Annotated in this window: 21 protein-coding genes; 9 read left to right on the top strand and 12 right to left on the bottom strand. The window is 58.9% G+C overall.

Annotated features, from left to right (window positions below):
• Window positions 1-58: 58 nt before the first annotated feature.
• A complete protein-coding gene (locus ACI2KB_RS04240) occupies window positions 59-763 on the bottom strand; it encodes an SDR family oxidoreductase (protein WP_404631660.1) in 705 nt (234 codons plus the stop codon).
• Window positions 764-944: 181 nt separating this feature from the next.
• Here ACI2KB_RS04240 and ACI2KB_RS04235 point away from each other — a divergent pair, with 181 nt between their 5' ends.
• The 4 genes from ACI2KB_RS04235 (at window position 945) to ACI2KB_RS04220 (ending at window position 4,045) form a co-directional block, all read left to right on the top strand.
• Window positions 945-1,835 (top strand): LysR substrate-binding domain-containing protein, encoded by an 891-nt coding sequence (locus ACI2KB_RS04235; protein ID WP_404631658.1) that lies wholly within the window; start codon window positions 945-947, stop codon window positions 1,833-1,835.
• Between the two features lie 50 nt (window positions 1,836-1,885).
• A complete protein-coding gene (locus ACI2KB_RS04230; RefSeq protein ID WP_404631656.1) occupies window positions 1,886-2,305 on the top strand; it encodes a MarR family winged helix-turn-helix transcriptional regulator in 420 nt (139 codons plus the stop codon).
• A 67-nt stretch (window positions 2,306-2,372) separates the two neighbouring features.
• The gene (locus tag ACI2KB_RS04225; protein WP_404631654.1) at window positions 2,373-3,086 is read left to right on the top strand and encodes an SDR family oxidoreductase; all 714 of its coding nucleotides are present in this window, start codon (window positions 2,373-2,375) and stop codon (window positions 3,084-3,086) included.
• Window positions 3,087-3,169: 83 nt separating this feature from the next.
• On the top strand, window positions 3,170-4,045 hold the full coding sequence (locus ACI2KB_RS04220) for an NmrA family NAD(P)-binding protein (protein WP_404631652.1): 876 nt from the start codon (window positions 3,170-3,172) through the stop codon (window positions 4,043-4,045).
• Window positions 4,046-4,078: 33 nt separating this feature from the next.
• Here the strand turns inward: ACI2KB_RS04220 and ACI2KB_RS04215 are convergent, their stop codons facing one another.
• Both ACI2KB_RS04215 and ACI2KB_RS04210 read right to left on the bottom strand, forming a co-directional pair.
• Entirely contained in the window at window positions 4,079-5,932 is a 1,854-nt protein-coding gene (locus tag ACI2KB_RS04215) for an ABC transporter ATP-binding protein (protein ID WP_404631650.1), read from the bottom strand.
• Between the two features lie 240 nt (window positions 5,933-6,172).
• Window positions 6,173-6,730, bottom strand: coding sequence for an RrF2 family transcriptional regulator (locus ACI2KB_RS04210; protein ID WP_404631648.1), 558 nt, complete (start codon window positions 6,728-6,730; stop codon window positions 6,173-6,175).
• Window positions 6,731-7,071: 341 nt separating this feature from the next.
• Between ACI2KB_RS04210 and ACI2KB_RS04205 the strand changes: the two genes are divergently transcribed.
• Window positions 7,072-8,277, top strand: a complete 1,206-nt coding sequence (locus tag ACI2KB_RS04205) for an NAD(P)/FAD-dependent oxidoreductase (RefSeq protein WP_404631646.1) — start codon at window positions 7,072-7,074, stop codon at window positions 8,275-8,277.
• 234 nt (window positions 8,278-8,511) lie between these two features.
• On the opposite strand, the gene ACI2KB_RS04200 is transcribed toward ACI2KB_RS04205, so the two are convergent.
• The 5 genes from ACI2KB_RS04200 to ACI2KB_RS04180 form a co-directional block, all read right to left on the bottom strand.
• Window positions 8,512-9,051 carry a PaaI family thioesterase gene (locus tag ACI2KB_RS04200; protein ID WP_404631644.1) on the bottom strand — a complete coding sequence of 180 codons (540 nt, stop codon included), beginning with the start codon at window positions 9,049-9,051 and terminating at the stop codon, window positions 8,512-8,514.
• A 123-nt stretch (window positions 9,052-9,174) separates the two neighbouring features.
• Window positions 9,175-9,726 (bottom strand): DUF1003 domain-containing protein, encoded by a 552-nt coding sequence (locus tag ACI2KB_RS04195; protein ID WP_404631642.1) that lies wholly within the window; start codon window positions 9,724-9,726, stop codon window positions 9,175-9,177.
• A gap of 74 nt (window positions 9,727-9,800) precedes the next feature.
• A complete protein-coding gene (locus ACI2KB_RS04190) occupies window positions 9,801-10,007 on the bottom strand; it encodes a hypothetical protein (protein WP_404631640.1) in 207 nt (68 codons plus the stop codon).
• A gap of 120 nt (window positions 10,008-10,127) precedes the next feature.
• On the bottom strand, window positions 10,128-10,610 hold the full coding sequence (locus tag ACI2KB_RS04185) for a transcription elongation factor GreAB (protein ID WP_404631638.1): 483 nt from the start codon (window positions 10,608-10,610) through the stop codon (window positions 10,128-10,130).
• 26 nt (window positions 10,611-10,636) lie between these two features.
• Window positions 10,637-11,029 carry a hypothetical protein gene (locus ACI2KB_RS04180; RefSeq protein ID WP_404631636.1) on the bottom strand — a complete coding sequence of 131 codons (393 nt, stop codon included), beginning with the start codon at window positions 11,027-11,029 and terminating at the stop codon, window positions 10,637-10,639.
• 113 nt (window positions 11,030-11,142) lie between these two features.
• On the opposite strand from ACI2KB_RS04180, the gene earP reads away from it, so the two are divergent.
• Window positions 11,143-12,276, top strand: a complete 1,134-nt coding sequence (gene earP / locus ACI2KB_RS04175) for an elongation factor P maturation arginine rhamnosyltransferase EarP (protein ID WP_404631634.1) — start codon at window positions 11,143-11,145, stop codon at window positions 12,274-12,276.
• 87 nt (window positions 12,277-12,363) lie between these two features.
• A complete protein-coding gene (gene efp / locus ACI2KB_RS04170; RefSeq protein WP_404631632.1) occupies window positions 12,364-12,933 on the top strand; it encodes an elongation factor P in 570 nt (189 codons plus the stop codon).
• Between the two features lie 128 nt (window positions 12,934-13,061).
• On the opposite strand, the gene ACI2KB_RS04165 is transcribed toward efp, so the two are convergent.
• The 3 genes from ACI2KB_RS04165 to ACI2KB_RS04155 form a co-directional block, all read right to left on the bottom strand.
• The gene (locus tag ACI2KB_RS04165) at window positions 13,062-14,081 is read right to left on the bottom strand and encodes an alpha/beta hydrolase (RefSeq protein ID WP_404631630.1); all 1,020 of its coding nucleotides are present in this window, start codon (window positions 14,079-14,081) and stop codon (window positions 13,062-13,064) included.
• A 26-nt stretch (window positions 14,082-14,107) separates the two neighbouring features.
• Entirely contained in the window at window positions 14,108-14,527 is a 420-nt protein-coding gene (locus ACI2KB_RS04160) for an organic hydroperoxide resistance protein (RefSeq protein ID WP_404631628.1), read from the bottom strand.
• A gap of 287 nt (window positions 14,528-14,814) precedes the next feature.
• Window positions 14,815-15,288, bottom strand: a complete 474-nt coding sequence (locus ACI2KB_RS04155) for a MarR family winged helix-turn-helix transcriptional regulator (RefSeq protein ID WP_404631626.1) — start codon at window positions 15,286-15,288, stop codon at window positions 14,815-14,817.
• Between the two features lie 255 nt (window positions 15,289-15,543).
• Between ACI2KB_RS04155 and ACI2KB_RS04150 the strand changes: the two genes are divergently transcribed.
• Entirely contained in the window at window positions 15,544-16,275 is a 732-nt protein-coding gene (locus ACI2KB_RS04150) for a sulfite exporter TauE/SafE family protein (protein ID WP_404631743.1), read from the top strand.
• 3 nt (window positions 16,276-16,278) lie between these two features.
• Here the strand turns inward: ACI2KB_RS04150 and ACI2KB_RS04145 are convergent, their stop codons facing one another.
• Window positions 16,279-17,133, bottom strand: a complete 855-nt coding sequence (locus ACI2KB_RS04145) for a LysR substrate-binding domain-containing protein (protein WP_404631624.1) — start codon at window positions 17,131-17,133, stop codon at window positions 16,279-16,281.
• 97 nt (window positions 17,134-17,230) lie between these two features.
• Between ACI2KB_RS04145 and ACI2KB_RS04140 the strand changes: the two genes are divergently transcribed.
• On the top strand, window positions 17,231-17,464 hold the full coding sequence (locus ACI2KB_RS04140; protein WP_404631741.1) for a DUF1127 domain-containing protein: 234 nt from the start codon (window positions 17,231-17,233) through the stop codon (window positions 17,462-17,464).
• Window positions 17,465-17,631: the final 167 nt, after the last annotated feature.

Genomic DNA, 17,631 nt, shown 5'->3' with positions numbered 1-17,631 from the left:
TGGGGCCGATCACCCTTTATTGCTGCTGGCTACAGGGATCACCGCGGTCTGGTGATTTTCACACCGACCGGGTAACGCCGCCATCCACCCGCAGATTCTGCCCCGTGATGTAGGCCGCACCTTCTGACGCCAGAAACGCTATCGTCGCCGCCACTTCTTCGCTGGTCCCGTAACGCTTGAGCGGCACGCTGTCACGGCGCTCATCGGTTTTGGGCAGGCTGTCGATCCACCCCGGCAGTACGTTGTTCATGCGGATGTTGTCGCCCGCATAGGTCTGCGTGAAGATTTTGGTGAACGATGCCAGCCCCGCACGGAACACCGCGGAAGTCGGAAACATGTCTGTAGGCTCGAAGGTCCACGCCGACGAAATATTGATGATCGATCCACCTTTTTGCTGTTGCATGAATGGCGTCACCAGGCGCGTGGCACGGATCACGTTCAGCAGGTACACCTCCATGCCGCGATGCCAGTCCTCATCGCTGATCTCCATAATCGGTGCCCGTGGGCCGTGGCCTGCGCTGTTGACCAGCACGTCGATCCGCCCCCATTTCTCTGAGACCGCCGTCACCAGACGCTGAATATCGTCGGTGGACTGATTGGAACCGGTTACGCCAATGCCACCCAGTTCATGAGCCAGCGCTTCGCCTTTGCCGGAAGAAGACAGAATGCCCACCTTGAATCCGTCTGCCGCCAGACGACGCGCCGCAGCAGCGCCCATGCCACTGCCGCCTGCGATGATGAGGGCCACTTTGGGTTCTGACATGTGCAAATCCTCTCGATAGGTGAAGGTCAGTAATGGCCTCAATCTAGGCCAGTGCTCTTAGATGCACTAGTGATGATTTTTGTACGAGGGTGTAGAAAAACTACATACTCAGCACTTCTCGGCTAAAGGGCAGGGCAGGCGATCTATGGAGAAATCCAGCGTTTCACGCATGGGACACGCCGTGATCGGTCAACTTGTGGCATTTGAAGCGACGGCACGGCTCGGCAGCTTTCGCGCGGCGGCAGACGAGTTGCACATCACGACGGGCGCCGTTGCGCAGCAGGTTCGGTTGCTGGAGCGCAAGCTTGGCATGGACGTGTTCAAGCGCCAGCCTCGCGGCGTTCGTTTGCTGCCCGAAGCGGAAGCCTTTCTGGCCAAGGTTCAACTCGCCCTCGATTTGATCAACGAGGCCACGCGCGAACTGAGCGCCCAGCGAGCCGCTTCGGGCAGCAGGGCATTGACGCTCAGTACGACGGGCGCATTCGCCAGCCGTTGGCTGATTCCAAAGCTCGCCCACCTGAGCGAAGCCGAACCCCAATTGTCAGTGATGATCGATGCCAGCAACGCTGCGCGCCCCCTGCATGGCGTCGATGCGGTCGACATGGCGATTCGCTGGGGTACGCCGCCGTTTCCGGGGTGCCATGTACGCCCGCTGTTCCTCGGCAGCATCATCCCGGTCTGCTCGCCGAACGTGAAACGCCAATATCGCTGGCGCAGCCTGAATGACTTGGCCCACGGCGCCCCGCTGATAGCCGACTCCCACGACAACTGGAGCAAATGGTTCACTGCCCGCCGCTTGGACGCCACATCCAGCGTGCAGATATTTTCCCAGACCAGCCTGGCCATCGAAGCCGCCGAGCGTGGGCTTGGCGTGGCCCTGGCGCCCGAAGTGCTGATCCGTGGCGCTTTGGCAAGTGGTGGGCTGGTCCGGGCGCTGGACCCCGATCAGGTACTGGACACCGACGGCGGGTTTTATCTGCTGACGGGCAGCGAGCCGGACGCCGGGTCGGATCTGGGTAAGGTGATGGCGTGGTTGTTGCGGAATGCCACGGATTCGAACCGGTCGTCATGAACTAGAAAAACCTGCTTGACACATGTGCATATACACATATGATGGGCGTCATGAAAACACGACTGAACGCCGATCTCTGTCATTGCTTCGCCGCCCGGCGCCACGCCCGGCTGCTGACGCGTCTGTATGACCGACATCTGGCGGAGGCGGGCATCTCGACCTCGCAGTTCTCGATCTTGACCGTGGTGCAAGAGCGTCCGGAGATCCTCATTGCCGAGCTTGCGGAGGTGATGGTCATGGAGCGGACGACGCTGGTTCGCGCGCTGAAGCCGTTACAGAACGAGGGGTTGTTGTTGAGCCACCCTGCCGGGCCGCGCGGCGCGATCAAGCTGTCGCTTTCTGCCGCAGGCGAAGCGAAGCGCAAAGAGGCTGCGCCGCTTTGGCAGGCCGCTCAGCACGAGCGGGAAGAGCAGATTGGCAAGGAGCGAGCCGTTGCGCTGCGTGAGTCAATTCTTGAGCAAGGCGTGTGACGTGTTTTTTTTGATTTTCAGATGTGCAATTACACATGTAACCATCTCAACCCACGAGGATCGTTTGATGAACATCAGTGGATCAGTTGTGTTTGTAACGGGTGCCAGCCGTGGTCTGGGTCTGGCGTTTGTCAAGGAAGCCATGGCTCGCGGGGCGAAGAAGGTCTATGCCGGGGTGCGTAACCCAGCGGCATTCGATGTGCCCGGTGTCATTGCGGTGAAGCTCGACGTCACCGACGAGGCATCGGTGAGGGAGGCAGCGCAGCAGTGCCAGGACACCACGCTGCTGGTCAACAACGCCGGTATCGCCAGTGTCATGCAAGGCCCCCTCGATCAGAACATGATCGAGTTGTCGCAGCATTTGATGGACACCAACTACTACGGCGTGATTCGTGTCAGTCAGGCGTTTGCACCGATTCTGGCGGCCAACGGCGGCGGGGGAATCATCAACGTGCTGTCCGATGTGACCTGGTTGAGCATTCCACTGCTGGCCGCTTACGCGGCGACCAAGTCGGCGGCCTGGAGCTTCACCAACGCGTTGCGGCTGCAAGTGCGTGGCGACAACACCCAGGTGGTGGGCCTGCATGTCGGGTTCATCGACACCGATCTGACTCAGGGCTTCGACGTGCCCAAGTCCACCCCGAAAGCCGTGGTCGACTCTGCGTACGAAACGCTGGAAGCCGGTGGTTTCGAAGCACTGGCCGATGAGGGCTCGCGCTATATCAAGTCCACGTTGTCCTCTGCGGACGCGGTGTATTTCAACCCGCCGATGCCGGGCTGATCGACGACTTTTCCGTTCGCGCGCCGTGCTCATCGTCATGGCGCGCTCTTCTTCACGGTGACCTCGCTCACAGGAGCACGACCATGCAACCTCGCAAATACCTGATCACTGGTGCGACCGGTAAAACCGGCGTCTATACCGTTCAACAGTTACTCGCCGAAGGCCATGCCGTGCGCGCTTTCGTTCATCACAATGACGAGCGCAGCGAAGCCTTGCGCCAGGCCGGTGCGGAAATCTTCGTCGGTGATCTGCTTGAACACGATGACATTCTTCACGCCATGGACGGCGTGACCGGCGCCTATCTGTGCTACCCGGTACGTGACGGTTACATCCAGGCCACAGCCTATTTCGCCGACGCCGCGCAGCGGGCCGGTGTAGAGGTGGTGATCGAGATGTCGCAGATTTCCGCACGAAACGATTCCCACAGCCACGCGGCACGCAATCACTGGATCGCGGAGCGGGTGCTCGACTGGTCTGGCGTGCCAACGGTGCACATTCGCCCGACCTTCTTCTCTGAGTGGCTGACGTTTCCGTGGGTGCTTGACCCCATCGTTAAAGACAACCGCATCACTCTGCCGTACGGTGCAGGGCGCCATGCGCCGATTGCCGCGGAAGATCAGGCGCGGCTGATCGTTGCCGTGCTGACTGATCCGGCGCAGCACATTGGCAAAACGTATTCGCTGTTCGGGCCTGTCGAGATGGACCATAGTCAGATCGCCGCAGAACTCAGCGCTGTGCTGGGTCGAAAGATCACTTACGCGCCGTCCACTCTCGACGAATACCGCGCGCACCTGGAAAGCTATAATCTGCCGGCGTTTCTGATCCAGCACTTCATTGAAGTCGCGATTGATTACCAGAACGGGATTTTTGCCGGTGAAGACGGCGTGATCGGCCAGATCACCGGGAAAGCGCCGCAGACGGTCCGAGAGTTCGTCCTGGCCAATCGCAACGCCTTCTAGTGATCAAGAGAGAGAGGTGGAAGGGACGTTGTCTTATTCCACCGCCTCGACCACGCCTTGATCCTCACCCAGAAACCCACCGCTCTGGTGTTGCCACAAGCGCGCATAGGTGCCGTTCTTTTCGAGCAGCTCGGCGTGGGTACCCTGTTCGATGATACGACCATCATCCATGACGATGAGTCGGTCCATGGCTGCGATTGTCGACAGCCGATGGGCGATGGCGATGACAGTTTTGCCTTGCATCATTTCGTCGAGGCTCTCCTGAATGGCCACCTCGACTTCGGAGTCCAACGCGCTGGTGGCTTCGTCCAGCAACAGAATCGGGGCGTTTTTGAGCATCACCCGGGCGATGGCAATGCGTTGGCGTTGGCCGCCCGACAGTTTGATACCGCGCTCGCCGACCAGGGTGTCATAACCGGTGTGGCCTTGCCGGTCGCTCAACTGCATGATGAACGCATCGGCCTGGGCATCGGCAGCGGCGCGCTGGATCTGCTCGTCGGTTGCGTCGGGGCGGCCATAAGCGATGTTGTCGCGGATGGAGCGATGCAGCAGCGAGGTGTCCTGCGTGACCATGCCGATCACGCTGCGCAGGCTGTCTTGTGTGACGTGGGCGATGTTCTGGCCATCGATGCGAATCTCGCCGCTGTTCACGTCGTAAAAGCGCAGCAGCAGATTGATCAGCGTGGATTTGCCCGCGCCTGAGCGCCCCACCAGACCGACCTTTTCACCGGGTTTGATGTGCAGGCTCAAATCGTCGAGAACCTGGCGTTCACCGCCGTAATTGAAACTCACCTGATCGAACGTCACCGCGCCGCCGGTGGTCGTCAACACACCCGCGTTCGGGGCGTCCTGGACTTTGGGGCTGCGGGTCAGGGTTTCGATGCCGTCTTGCACAGTGCCGATGTTTTCGAACAGCGAGGTCATCTGCCACATGATCCAGTGCGACATGCCGTTGATGCGCAACGCCATGGCGGTCACCGCAGCGACGGCTCCTGTGCCGATATCGCCCTGGTGCCACAGCCACAACGCATAGCCGCCCGCGCCCATGATCAGCGCGACCACCAGGGCCTGATTGACGATTTCGAACTGACTGACCAGGCGCATCTGGCGAAAACCGGTCTGTTTGAAGTCTTCCATCGCCGCTCGCGCGAAGTGCGCTTCACGCTTGGAGTGGGAGAACAGTTTCACTGTCGTGATGTTGGTGTAGGCGTCCGAGACACGCCCGGTCATCGACGAGCGCGCGTTGGCCTGCTCTTGACCGACTTTTCCCAGACGTGGGACGAAGTACGCCATCGCCAGCCCGAACAGCACGATCCAGCCCATGAACGGGAGCATCAGTTTCGCCGCGAAACCGCCGGCCAGCGCAATGATTGCGATGAAATACACACCGATGCCGGGGGCGATTTCGATGATCGTGAACAGCACCTCGCGCACGGCCAGCGCGGTTTGCATCACCTTGGTCGTGACACGGCCCGAGAACTCGTCGGAGAAGAACGACAGGCTCTGTCTCAGCATCAGGCGATGGAAGTCCCAGCGTAGCCGCAGCGGCAGGTTGATCGCCAGAATCTGGTGCTGAGCCATGGTGCGCAGCGCAACCAGCGCGATGCTGGTCAGCAATACGATGCCGATTCCCCACAGTACGCGGCTCTCCTGTATGGCCGCTTCGCCGCCGGTTTGCCAGGTCGAGAGCAGATCCACCACCTGCCCGAGAAACGAAAACAGCCAGGCTTCGTAAATCGACACAGCGGCGCTGAGCAGTGCCAGCGCGAGGATGTAGCGACGCGCGCCCCGGGTGCAGGCCCACAAGAAGCGGGCCAAGCCCTCAGGTGGGGGCGGCACCTCGTCAGGCGGGAAGGGGTCGAGCCATCGTTCAAAAGCGCGAAGCATGCGGGTCTCCATGAAAATCAGATTGCAGCGATTCTGCCATTGAACGATTGGGTCTTACATCCTCATGCGGGTTCCCGTGACGCGTATGCACTTGCTCCTGCTTTGCTTTGCTTTTGCTCTTCATACACAAATGGCTCAGACGCCGCCGACTGCGACTTGCGTGCAGCCTGCACCCAAGTCGCGTTCGATGGTGTCTGGGCTATTGCGGATCAATAGCGCGAGCGAGAGCGAATGCGCTTTTCATTCGTCGAGCTGTGCGACAGCGATGGTTTGAGGGTCGTTTCCCGTCGCCCGGTTTTCCTTTCTGTCGCTCAACCAGCCATTGATCTGGTTGGCGAACTCCGGTGGCGCCTTACGGCCTGTGCGGCGTGCAAGATCGAGAATGGTCTGCTGTTCCAGCGCCTCTTCCATCCGCTTTTGTGCCGTCATCATCGCCGCGTTGATCCCGCACATACCCGACGTCGCCCATTCAGGGGCGCAGCCATCGAACACCGCGCAGCGACCGCGGATATCACGACAATCGAAAATCAGCTTGTGGCCGTCGATGGCCGTTACGATGTCCAGCAGGGTGATTTCGTCCGAAGGCTTGCCCAGCTTGAAACCGCCGCGCACCCCTTCTGTGGCCATCACCAGTTTCGCCTTCGCCAGTTTGGTGAACACCTTGGCCAGATACTCCTGAGGCACACCCTGCAATTCGGCCAGATCGCGCACGCTTGCCTCACGGCTGTCGCCACGTTCGTCCACCAGGTACAGCAGGCAGTGAATGCCGTATTCGACGCCCGCGCTGTAAAGCGACATCTCAATCTCCGACTGAACTGATCGTGCAAAAGCTAACAATTTGCCGGAGGTCTCGCAAGGAATCCGTGTGGTTTGGCGACCGCTGGCGAGCAGAAAGCAGTGTGTTTCAGGTGAGGCGACAGTCGGTTTTAACGATTAATTGTTTGATTTTTATGTGAAAAGAAACCGTCTCTGACATCGAGAAATGTTGGGTGCTGAAAAAATCACTTGCTGAACATAACTACGACAAATAAAGTCGTAGTTGTTTTGGGGTTATACGTAACTCCGACTGCGAAGGGCGGACGTCGGGTGTCGCTGCTCACTCACCCTGAACACAAGCGATTTCTTCTCTGGAGCACACAATGAAAAAGCAGATCCTGATTGTTGGCGCAGGCTTTGGCGGGATGTGGAGCGCACTGAGCGCGACGCGTTTGCTGGACATGCATGGCCGTAACGATGTGCAAGTAACCGTTCTGGCCCCTGAGGCCGTACTCGGCGTGCGCCCGCGTTACTACGAGCAGGAAGTGCATCAGATGCAGTCGCCGCTCGGGCCGTTGTTCGATGCCGTGGGCGTGACGTTCATTCAGGGCATGGCCAATACCATTGATGCAGCGGGTAAAACCGTGACGTACACCGACGCTCACGGCGCCAATGTCGTGATCAACTACGACAAACTGGTTCTGGCCACAGGCAGCCGCGTGGTGCGTCCTGCTTCTGTGCCGGGTGTCGAGCATGCTTTCGATGTGGACTTGATGGCTGAAGCGACCCGTCTGGAGCAGCACATCAAGGCGTTGGCTCAGCAACCTGAATCAGCCATGCGCAATACGGTGGTCGTCGCGGGTGGCGGGTTCACCGGCATTGAGACGGCGACCGAGATGCCTGCTCGTCTGCGCGCCGCGTTGGGCGCCAATGTCAACATCCGCGTGGTCATTGTGGATCGCGGCGAAAAGGTGGGTGCAGCGCTGGGCGAAAACATCAGCCCATCGATCATCGATGCCACCGAAACGCTGGGTGTGGAGTGGGTGGTCAATGCATCGGTGGCGGCAGTGGACACCCATGGCGTGACTTTGGCGGACGGTCGACGCATCGATGCCAAAACAGTGGTCTGGACCGTCGGCGTGCGGGCCAGTTCGCTGACCGAGCAGGTTCCGGGCGTGCGCGACGCTTATGGCCGCCTGCATGTGGATCGCAACCTGAAAGTCATTGGCCAGGACGATATCTTCGCCACGGGCGATACCGCGTATGCGGCGACTGACGATGTGGGCAACTTCGCGTTGATGACCTGTCAGCACGCGATTGCGCTGGGGCGTTCGGCGGGCAATAACGTCGCAGCCGACTTGCTGGGCGAGGCGCCGATTCCTTATAGCCAGGTCAAGTACGTTACCTGCCTGGACCTTGGCGCGTGGGGCGCGGTGTACACCGAAGGCTGGGACCGGCAGGTGAAGTTGATCAAGGAGGAGGCCAAGCAATTGAAACAGCAGATCAACTCGGTGTGGATCTATCCTCCGGTGGCAGAGCGTGAGGCCGCGTTGGCGGCAGCGGATCCGATGATTCCCGTCGTTGCGTAACGCTGTTCAAGGGGCTTGATTTCCGATACTGCCCCTTATGCATGCCCTGCGGGCGACTCGATGTTGTCTGGTCAACCGCATTCGCCACCAAGGCGGCTCCCACAGGTTCGGCACCCTCTCTGTGGGAGCCGCCTTGGTGGCGAAAAAGCTGTCCAGTCACCATCGAATCCCCACAGTGATTGCGTCGAAGCCAAATAGTGTATTCAACGCTGAAACTGTGAGAGCCGAGGGACACTAACGATTCATATCCAGAATCATGCAGGTGGTGGTTCCCGTCGCAAACAGTCGGCCATCGGCGTCATAAATTTTTCCTTCCGCCAACGCGGTCGAACGCCCGAGGTGCACCACGGTGCCTTCGGCGCGGATCGGCCCGCTTTTGTCGGTCAGGGCACGGATGTAACTGATGCGCAGGTCCAGCGTGGTGTAGCCCTGGCCTTTTTTCAGTTGCGTATGAATCGAGCAGCCCATGCAGGAGTCCAGCAGGGTCGCGGCGTACCCGCCGTGCACGATGCCCAGCGGGTTGTAGTGCTGCGGGCCGGGCGTGCCTTGAAACAGGAAACGGCCTGGCGTCCATTCGATGGGCACGAAATCCATCAGCTCGCCAATCGGCGGATGAGGGTATACGCCACTGCCGATACCATCGAAAAACTCCTGCGGCGTGAGCTGCGCGACATCCATCAGACTCATGCTGCCTGCCTTGCCCAGACGGGCACGCATTTCCTTTTCTTGCGCCTGCCAGAGTGCCAGGGTTTCTTCGCGAGAGGTGCTTTGCATGGGCGTGGGCTCCGGGAAAGACACCCGACGAACTGCCAGGTGCTAGAAAATTACGCTCATAATCCCGTGCATTCATGACGCTCGCAATATCATAAATGTCCACCCAATGGCTAAAGCGCTCAGTCAGGCGTGTCCATCCTTTTTCACAAAGTGCTTGTGCATGTCTGCGGTGAGGGCTTCGACCCGTTCTGTCAGCACTTTGGTCATTTCCGTCAGGCGCGTGTTCTGCTCCAGCAGTTCGAGCATTTGCGCCGTATTCTGCGCGGCGCGGGCCATGCGTTCTTCATTGGCGACAGCCAGGGCTTCACGGTGTTGAGCATCAGCATCGGCGCTGGCTTTGTCCCGCGCGGCCTGACGGGTCTGGGCGAGCAGAATCAGTGGCGCGGCGTAGGCCGATTGCAGGCTGAAGGCGAGGTTGAGCAGGATGAAGGGGTAGACGTCGAACGTCACCAGCCCTGTGAGGTTGGCGCCCACCCAGAGCAACACCACCAGCGTTTGAGCGCCGAGGAAGGTGGGGGTACCGAAGAATCGCGCGAATGCCTCGGCCTTGAGCGCGAAGGCATCGTTGCCGAACGTGGGCGCCAGATGCGCATGGGCCTTGTGAAAGCGCAGGTGATCGACACTGGCGTGGGAGGCAGTGTCGCGAGCGGCGGAGTCAGGTGTTGCAGCGGGCATGGGAATTTCCTGAAGGCAAAAAACATCTGCCCACTATAGGCCCGTGCCCGGAGGCTTTGTACTCGGCAGGAGGATCACTCCTGCGGGTGAGGGTACAGCGGCTTGGAACGGTGCATGATGTTGGCGTAGTCATACACGTATTGGCGGCCTGCGTGGCTGGTCATGCGCAGGCAGTCGATCAGTTGTCGCTCTTTCTTGTTCAGGTATCTCAAACCTTGGCGGTCACGGGATTTGAGGCGATCACGTTCATGGGCGTCAGGGAAGGTGATGACGTTCGTCATGAAATATCTCCTTGATAAAATCCTTGTGCCCGGCTCCATATCCGGGGACACCTTTGTCATGCGACTGCGCACCTTACCCACAATGACTTGCGGGCTTCAACCCTGAAATTGTTTAACGGATCACAGCACGTGCGTGATCTCGAACGATTGCTGAGCGCCGTTGACCACAATCTGCACCTCATCCCCGTCGAGTTTGCTCAACAGGTTCTGTCCCAGCGGTGCGCGAGCGGTGATGACCGTGATCAGCCTGTCATCGACTTGAACCTTCAGCCCTGCGGCGTCCGGCCCGAGAAACAGCCACTGTTCGTTGCCGTTGGCGGATTCGAGCACGATCAGATCACCGGGCTGGATACCCCGATCTTCATCGAAAGGCCTGAGCGTCAGGTGCTGATACAACGCCAGCGCCTGACGGATCTCCTCCACGCGACGTGCCTGACCGGCGGCCAGGTACGAGGCCTCCAGGCCCAGTGTGTCGTATTTGTTCTCGGCGATGTTTTCTTCGTGGGTCGCTGTTTCGTACGCGGTCTGGGCGGCGCGAATGGCGACGTCCAGATCGATTTGCAGCCGCTCGATGATCCGTTGCAGGACCTGTTGCTTATTCATGGATGGCGCGTGTCTCGTCAAGGCAATCAGCCGCAGAACTGATAAATCGCTGCGCGGCTTTTCTCGCTGGGGGCCGTCTGGTTCTGTTGCATCCAGAACTGGCATTTGGGGCCGTTGAAGCTGCGTGCGCGCTCGGCCCGTTCCGCTTCCTGGGCTTGGCGGGCTTCGCTGTCGCGCAGGATCTGCCGGTACTGATCAAACATTGGGTTGTCGCTTTCAGGCCTGGCTTTGGCCGCAGGCGTGGTCAATTGTGTTGCGGCGTTTGTCAGAGCCTGCGTCTGCTCGGCGGGCAGTACCTTGTAGATCAACCAGCCCGTGAGCAGCACGGCCAGAAATCCCAGCCAGATGCCTGCGGCAATCGACAGCACCAGTTTGACCGGGCGAAGGGTGACGGACAATTCGCGATGGTTGACGTACATGGCAGACTCCCTACTTGCAGTGGACGTAGCGCGGATTGTCGCACGACCGGGCTGGCGATTCTGCGCCGTTATGAAGGACAATTCGCATTTTTGAACATCCTCAAGGAGCCGGGATGAAAGCCTCTTGGGATATTTTCTGCACCGTCGTGGATAACTTCGGTGATGTGGGCGTGACATTGCGCCTGGCGCGGCAACTGGTGGCCGAGCACGACATGAGCGTGCGGTTGTGGATTGATGATCTGACGGCGTTCGCCCGTTTGTGTCCGGGGGCCGATGCTCAGGCGGCACAACAGTGGCGCGAGGGGATCGACGTGCGTTTCTGGGCCAAGGACTGGCAGCCCGTGGAACCTGCGGATGTGGTGATCGAAGCCTTTGGCTGCCACTTGCCGCCGACGCAGATCGACGCCATGAAAGCGCGCGATCCCAAACCGTTGTGGCTGAATCTCGATTATCTGAGTGCCGAAGAGTGGGTCACCGGTTGCCATGGTTTGCCATCCTTGCAATCGAGCGGCATTCAAAAGTTCTTCTTTTTTCCGGGTTTTCGTCCCACGACCGGTGGGCTTTTGCGGGAGGCCGGTCTGATCGAACGGCGTCACGCCTTCGAACAGAACCCTGCTGCGCAACAGGCGTTTCTGGCTGATCTGGGGGTGTATCCACAGTCGCAAGCGCGCCTGATGTCGCTGTTTGCCTATGAGCACGCAGGGGTGGGGTCGTGGCTGGAGCGGCTGGCCGCGGACGCCCAGACCACCCATTTGCTGGTACCTGAAGGGCGCATCCTTGGTGATGTCGAGCGATGGCTGGGTGTCGAGGGCTTGAGAGCGGGCGCGCTGCAGGTGCGCGACAGCCTGACGATTCAAGTGCTGCCGTTCGTGCGTCAGGAAGATTATGACCGGTTGTTGTGGTGCTGCGCCTTTAACGTGGTACGCGGCGAAGACTCCTTCGTGCGGGCGCAATGGGCGGGGCGACCGATGATCTGGCACATTTACGAGCAGGACGACGATGCCCATTGGGCCAAGCTCGACGCTTTCCTGGAGCTGTACCGAGCGGGCCTCTCCGATGCGGCAGGGCAGGCGCTGACTCAGGTGTGGCGTAACTGGAACGCCGCAGAAGACATGACACATAGCTGGGACGCGCTGGAAAAACACCGCAGTGAACTGGCCAATCACGCCGAACGTTGGTGTCTGGAACGGGCCTTGCAGGATGATCTGACGACTGCGCTAGTACACTTTTACCGAAATTGGCTATGATACGCGGCCTTGTAGTAAGCCCTGTACGAAAAGTGGCTTTTCGTACAGGGCTTAGAAAGAACTTCAATCCAAATTCGGATACTCGCAATGAAAACTGGTAAAGAGCTTAAACCCGGTACCGTACTGCGTATCGACAACGATCCTTGGCTGGTTCAGAAAGCTGAATTCACCAAGTCGGGTCGTAACAGCGCGATCATGAAGACCAAGCTGAAAAACCTGCTGACCGGCTACAAGACTGAAACCGTCTACTTCGCCGACGACAAGCTGGACGACGTGATCCTGGACCGTAAAGAAGCCACCCTGTCTTTCATCAGCGGTGACTCCTACACGTTCATGGACACCACCGACTACACCATGTACGAGCTGAACGCCGAAGACATCGAAGCTGTTCTGCCGTTCATCGAAGAAGGCATGCAGGACGTCTGCGAAGCCGTTTTCTTCGAAGGCCGTCTGGTTTCCGTAGAACTGCCGACCACCATCAGCCGTAAAGTGATCTACACCGAGAATGCGGCCCGTGGCGACACTTCCGGTAAAGTCATGAAGCCAGCCAAACTGGCCAACGGCACTGAAATCCAGGTCGCTGACTTCATCGAAATCGACGAGTGGATCGATATCGACACCCGTGACAGCTCCTTCAAGGGCCGCACCAAGAAGTAATATGCGCTAACCCCGCATGCAAAAAAGCCCGACCATTGAGTCGGGCTTTTTTGTGGGTGATGGTTTTGCGTTGGAAAGATGAACCCCTGTAGCCGCCCGGCCGGACTGTTACAGGGGGAGATGTCGTATTACTTCAGATGCTCTTTCAACTCTTGGGAAGCCTGCAACATCGCAGACCGCACTTCCGGCACCTGGCTAACCACGTTCAGCAAACCGTAGTCGTGAATCATGCCGTTGTAGCGCACCGCAGTGACCGGCACACCGGCCTGGTCCAGCTTGCGAGCGTAGGCTTCGCCTTCATCACGCAGTACGTCGGCTCCGGCGGTTTGTACCAGCGCTGGCGGCAGACCTTTCAACTGATCCGTGGTGGCGCGCAGCGGTGAGGCGTAGATCTCGGCGCGTTGTTTCGGATCGGTGGTGTAGTTGTCCCAGAACCACTTCATCATATTGCGGGTGAGAAAGTGACCCTCGGCAAACTGGTCGTAGGAACCTGTGTCGAAGTTGGCGTCAGTCACCGGCCACAGCAGCACTTGATAACGAATCGCCGGCGTGCCCTTGTCTTTGGCCATCAGGCTGACGACCGCCGCCATGTTGCCACCCACACTGTTGCCGGCCACGGCCAGACGTTTGCCGTCGACGTTGATTTCCTTGCCGTGCTCGGCCACCCATTTGGTCGCGGCATAGGCCTGGTTGATTGCGGTCGGGTAGTGCGCTTCAGGCGAAGGGGTGTAGTTGACGAACACCGCCACCGCACCGGAACCCGCTACCAGATCGCGAACCAGACGCTCGTGGGTCGGGAAGTCGCCCAGTACCCAGCCGCCACCGTGGAAGAACATGAACACAGGCAATGTGCCCTTGACGCCTGCCGGACGCACGATGGTCAGGCTGATGTTCTGGCCATCGACCGAGATGGTCTTCTGGCTGACATCGGCTTTGGGCAGGGTCAGTTTGACCCCGGCCTGAGCGCCGGTCAGAACAGCGCGTGCGTCCTTGGGCGACAGTTGCTCGATCGGCTTGCCAGTGCCCGAATTCAAGGCATCGAGAAACGCCTGGGTGTTGTGCTCGACGCCGGTATCGCCTGCTGCAAAGGCATTGCCGATCGACAGCGCGAGGAGCGAGCCCGCCAGAATTTTGCCAAATGTGTTCATGTTCTTTCTCCTTCCGGTCGGGTGGGTTAGACGGTCACGTGCAGGCGAACGTCAACGTTGCCGCGAGTGGCGTTGGAGTAAGGGCAGACCTGGTGAGCGGCGTCGACCAGCGCTTGAGCGTCGGCTTGATCCAGACCTGGCAGGTTGATGTTCAGGTCGATGTCCAGACCGAAACCGCCAGGGATCTGGCCGATGCCGACATGGGCCGTGATCGAGGCGTCGGCAGGGATGCTGCGTTTGCTCTGACCCGCAACGAATTTCAGTGCACCGATGAAGCACGCCGAGTAGCCAGCAGCGAACAGTTGCTCAGGGTTGGTGGCTTCACCACCGGCGCCGCCCAGTTCTTTTGGCGTGGCCAGTTTCACGTCGAGAATCTTGTCGCTGGAAACAGCACGGCCATCACGGCCACCGGTTGCGGTTGCGACTGCGGTATAGAGCGCTTTCATGGTAATTCCTCACTTGATGATGTTGGCCTGAAGCCTGTTGTGCTTTGCGCTAAAGTTTTGTGCGCTAAGCAAGTGAGATGAAATGTAGTGCGATAATGTTTTGCGTGCAAGATAAATTTTCGAGATTTTTCTGAAGGAAATCGTTTTTTTGTTTAACTGATTGATTTTTAAGTGAATATTTTTTTAAAAAAATCGAAATGCTCGGCTTTCCAGCGATGAATAGCTTAAGAGAAAAACGAAAAAGGCCAGCACGAATGGCTGGCCTTGGGAGGAGGGGAGGTAGCGGGTCAGAGACTGCTGTGCAGGTTTGCGCGCAGCCCCAGTAGATCTTTTTGCAACGCCTGAAGTTGTTCCATGTTGATCCCGCTGGCCGCCAGGATGCATTGCGGAATCCGGCGAGCCTTTTCGTGCAGCGCCTTGCCTTGGTCGGTCAAGGTCAGCAGGACAACACGTTCATCTTCCTTGCTGCGGGTACGGCTGATCAGGCCTTCGCTTTCCAGTCGTTTGAGCAAAGGTGTCAGGGAACCTGGATCGGTCAGCAATCGCGTACTGACTTCTCCTACTGTCAGTCCATCCTGTTCCCACAGCACCAGCATCGCCAGATATTGTGGGTAGGTCAGATTCAGTTCCTGAAGCAACGGCTTGTAGACCTTGGTCATCATCAGGGAAGTGGAGTACAGGGCAAAACACAGCTGGTTGTCCAGCAGCAGATCTTCGCAACTGCCAGCGCCCGCCGTGGTGCAGCTTGGGTCGGCGTTCATCGAAAGCGTCCTCGGTGGATCGATAGTGATGACTAATTTAGCGTGGCGATCTTTAATGCACAAAGTAATTTCGGTAATCGGCCTTGCGACACTTATCTATCACCGTTGTGCGACAGTCTTCTCTGCACGATGCGTGAATCGATATTTCACGAATCGTGCACGTTAATGGCCGTCTGCCGATTTCGCCGATCGATTTGACTGCGTAGCATGCGCGCAGATTCATATAGAGGACCGAGCGTGATTGTCGATGTTGTGATGTACCTGCTGTTGGGCGCCGCCATGGGCACATTGGGTGGCCTGTTCGGAATTGGTGGCGGATTGGTGGCGATCCCGGCATTGGGTGTGCTGTTCGGTCTGGATCAGCAACTGGCGCAAGGCACCGCGCTGCTGATGGTATTGCCGAACGTGCTGCTGGCGTTGTGGCGTTATAACCAGCGCAACCGAATTTCGGTGCGCAATGCGTTAATGTTGATCGTGCCGAGCTTCTTTGTGTCCTGGCTGACGTCGTTGTGGGCGGTGCGAGTCGATGCCCAGAGTATGCGCATCGGCTTCGTGGGCTTCCTGATCGTCCTGACGGCCTTCAACCTGATCCAGATGTACTGGCGCAAGGGCAACGCCGGGACCGAGCTGCGTCACCGTAATTGGCTGTGGGCGCTGGGCGTGGGTTCTGGCGTGACGGCAGGCTTGTTCGGCGTTGGTGGCGGAGTGATTGCCACGCCGATCCTGACCGGCGTATTTGGCGCCACCCAAGTGGTGGCCCAAGGTCTGGCGCTGGCACTGGCAGCTCCGGCCACGACCATCACGCTCTTCACCTATGCGCTGCACAGTCATGTGAACTGGTTGATGGGAATTCCGTTGGCGATCGGCGGCCTGGCCAGCATCAGTTGGGGCGTTGCGTTGGCCCACAGCCTTGCGGAACGCCTGCTGCGCTCGCTGTTCTGCGTGTTTCTGGTGATCTGCGCGATCATGCTGTGCTTCAGGATCTGACGCTTACAGTTTGAACCCCTCGGCAATGTGATCGGCCAGGCATTCAGTGATCGGCGAAGGATTGTTCGGGTTGCGCAGCAGCACGATACTCGCCGAGGGCAGTTGCGGAAGTCCTTCCGCCTCGCCAAGCACTCGCAGGTCCGAGGTGATGAGGCTTTCCAACTGGGCCGTCACTGCCAGACCTGCGCTGACCACTGCCATGATGGCGGACAAGCTGGCGCTGGTGTAGGCGATGCGGTACTCGCGGCCCGAGGCGTCGAGTGCATTGCTTGCCCACAATCGGCAGAAGCAATCGCTGTTGAACATCGCCAGCGGCATCGGCGTTTGTTCATGCGGATAGAAGCCTGCCGCCTCGGCCCAGACAAACCGTTCCTGACGCAGAATCTGGCCGATCTCCTTGCCCGGTTCGCGGGTCACGATGCTCAAATCCAGATCCTGCCGTTGCAGCAACTGTGCCGACGATTCGCAATGCACTTCCACCTGAATCAACGGGTAGGCCTGCGCGAAGCGCGACAAAATGCCGGGCAGAAAGCGCATGACGTAATCATCCGGTGTGCCGATCTTCACCGTGCCGACCATGTGCGGCTCGCGCAGGGTATTGAACACCTCGCTGTGCAGTTTGAGGATGCGCCGCGCATAACCCAGCAGCACCTGCCCCTCCGCCGTCAGGTTCAGCACGCGGCCGTCTTTCTGAAACAACGGGCGCTGCACCACGTCATCTTCCAGCCGCTTCATCTGCATGCTGACCGCCGATTGCGTGCGGTTCACGACCTCACCCGCTTTGGTGAACCCGCCTTGATCGGCGATGGCGACAAAGGTGCGCAGCAGTTCGCTGTCGATGCTGGGGTAGGTGGCCATGGATCAATCTCCCAGATGCAGTGCATCAGAAACATTCGTTGGATTGATCTTAATCTCGGCGCAACAATCTGCCCATCCCCACTTGGAGGGCAAGACGATGAAAGGTCAAAAAGGTTACGTACTGGTTCTGAAAACCCTGTCCCATGATTCAGCAATTGAGCGCGCCTGGCATGCCGCCATTGGCCAAATTGCCCGCTGGCGCAAGTTGCATCGTGAACGTGTGCAACTGGCCAGTTTGAGCGACGCCGCGTTGAAAGACATGGGCTTGTCGCGAGCGGATGTCATCGAAGAGTCCGAGCGGCCGTTCTGGGATGATCCAATGAAGCATTAATAGGCCCCACGGATTCGTCGGAACGCCGCCCGCACCAAGGCGGCTCCCACAGGTTCAGCGTCGAGCAGGAGGTTGTGCTCCAGCGCGGACATTGTGGGAGCCGCCTTGGTGCGGGCGGCGTTCGAGGAATGCAGTTGACCAGACAACATAGAATCGCCCACAAGCAT

The sequence above is a fragment of the Pseudomonas sp. NPDC088444 genome (assembly GCF_044900175.1).
Lineage (GTDB): Bacteria > Pseudomonadota > Gammaproteobacteria > Pseudomonadales > Pseudomonadaceae > Aquipseudomonas.
The sequence above is the reverse complement of the archived record's forward strand: the minus strand, read 5'-3'. Positions and strand labels throughout refer to the sequence as shown.

Bases quoted from the DNA above. Each gene is read 5' to 3' on its own strand.
- ACI2KB_RS04240 (WP_404631660.1), bottom strand. From the start codon at position 763: ATGTCAGAACCCAAAGTGGCCCTCATCATCGCAGGCGGCAGTGGCATG.
- ACI2KB_RS04230 (WP_404631656.1), top strand. From the start codon at position 1,886: ATGAAAACACGACTGAACGCCGATCTCTGTCATTGCTTCGCCGCCCGG.
- ACI2KB_RS04225 (WP_404631654.1), top strand. From the start codon at position 2,373: ATGAACATCAGTGGATCAGTTGTGTTTGTAACGGGTGCCAGCCGTGGT.
- ACI2KB_RS04220 (WP_404631652.1), top strand. From the start codon at position 3,170: ATGCAACCTCGCAAATACCTGATCACTGGTGCGACCGGTAAAACCGGC.
- ACI2KB_RS04215 (WP_404631650.1), bottom strand. From the start codon at position 5,932: ATGCTTCGCGCTTTTGAACGATGGCTCGACCCCTTCCCGCCTGACGAG.
- ACI2KB_RS04210 (WP_404631648.1), bottom strand. From the start codon at position 6,730: ATGTCGCTTTACAGCGCGGGCGTCGAATACGGCATTCACTGCCTGCTG.
- ACI2KB_RS04205 (WP_404631646.1), top strand. From the start codon at position 7,072: ATGAAAAAGCAGATCCTGATTGTTGGCGCAGGCTTTGGCGGGATGTGG.
- ACI2KB_RS04200 (WP_404631644.1), bottom strand. From the start codon at position 9,051: ATGCAAAGCACCTCTCGCGAAGAAACCCTGGCACTCTGGCAGGCGCAA.
- ACI2KB_RS04195 (WP_404631642.1), bottom strand. From the start codon at position 9,726: ATGCCCGCTGCAACACCTGACTCCGCCGCTCGCGACACTGCCTCCCAC.
- ACI2KB_RS04190 (WP_404631640.1), bottom strand. From the start codon at position 10,007: ATGACGAACGTCATCACCTTCCCTGACGCCCATGAACGTGATCGCCTC.
- ACI2KB_RS04185 (WP_404631638.1), bottom strand. From the start codon at position 10,610: ATGAATAAGCAACAGGTCCTGCAACGGATCATCGAGCGGCTGCAAATC.
- ACI2KB_RS04180 (WP_404631636.1), bottom strand. From the start codon at position 11,029: ATGTACGTCAACCATCGCGAATTGTCCGTCACCCTTCGCCCGGTCAAA.
- earP (WP_404631634.1), top strand. From the start codon at position 11,143: ATGAAAGCCTCTTGGGATATTTTCTGCACCGTCGTGGATAACTTCGGT.
- efp (WP_404631632.1), top strand. From the start codon at position 12,364: ATGAAAACTGGTAAAGAGCTTAAACCCGGTACCGTACTGCGTATCGAC.
- ACI2KB_RS04165 (WP_404631630.1), bottom strand. From the start codon at position 14,081: ATGAACACATTTGGCAAAATTCTGGCGGGCTCGCTCCTCGCGCTGTCG.
- ACI2KB_RS04160 (WP_404631628.1), bottom strand. From the start codon at position 14,527: ATGAAAGCGCTCTATACCGCAGTCGCAACCGCAACCGGTGGCCGTGAT.
- ACI2KB_RS04155 (WP_404631626.1), bottom strand. From the start codon at position 15,288: ATGAACGCCGACCCAAGCTGCACCACGGCGGGCGCTGGCAGTTGCGAA.
- ACI2KB_RS04150 (WP_404631743.1), top strand. From the start codon at position 15,544: ATGTACCTGCTGTTGGGCGCCGCCATGGGCACATTGGGTGGCCTGTTC.
- ACI2KB_RS04145 (WP_404631624.1), bottom strand. From the start codon at position 17,133: ATGGCCACCTACCCCAGCATCGACAGCGAACTGCTGCGCACCTTTGTC.
- ACI2KB_RS04140 (WP_404631741.1), top strand. From the start codon at position 17,231: ATGAAAGGTCAAAAAGGTTACGTACTGGTTCTGAAAACCCTGTCCCAT.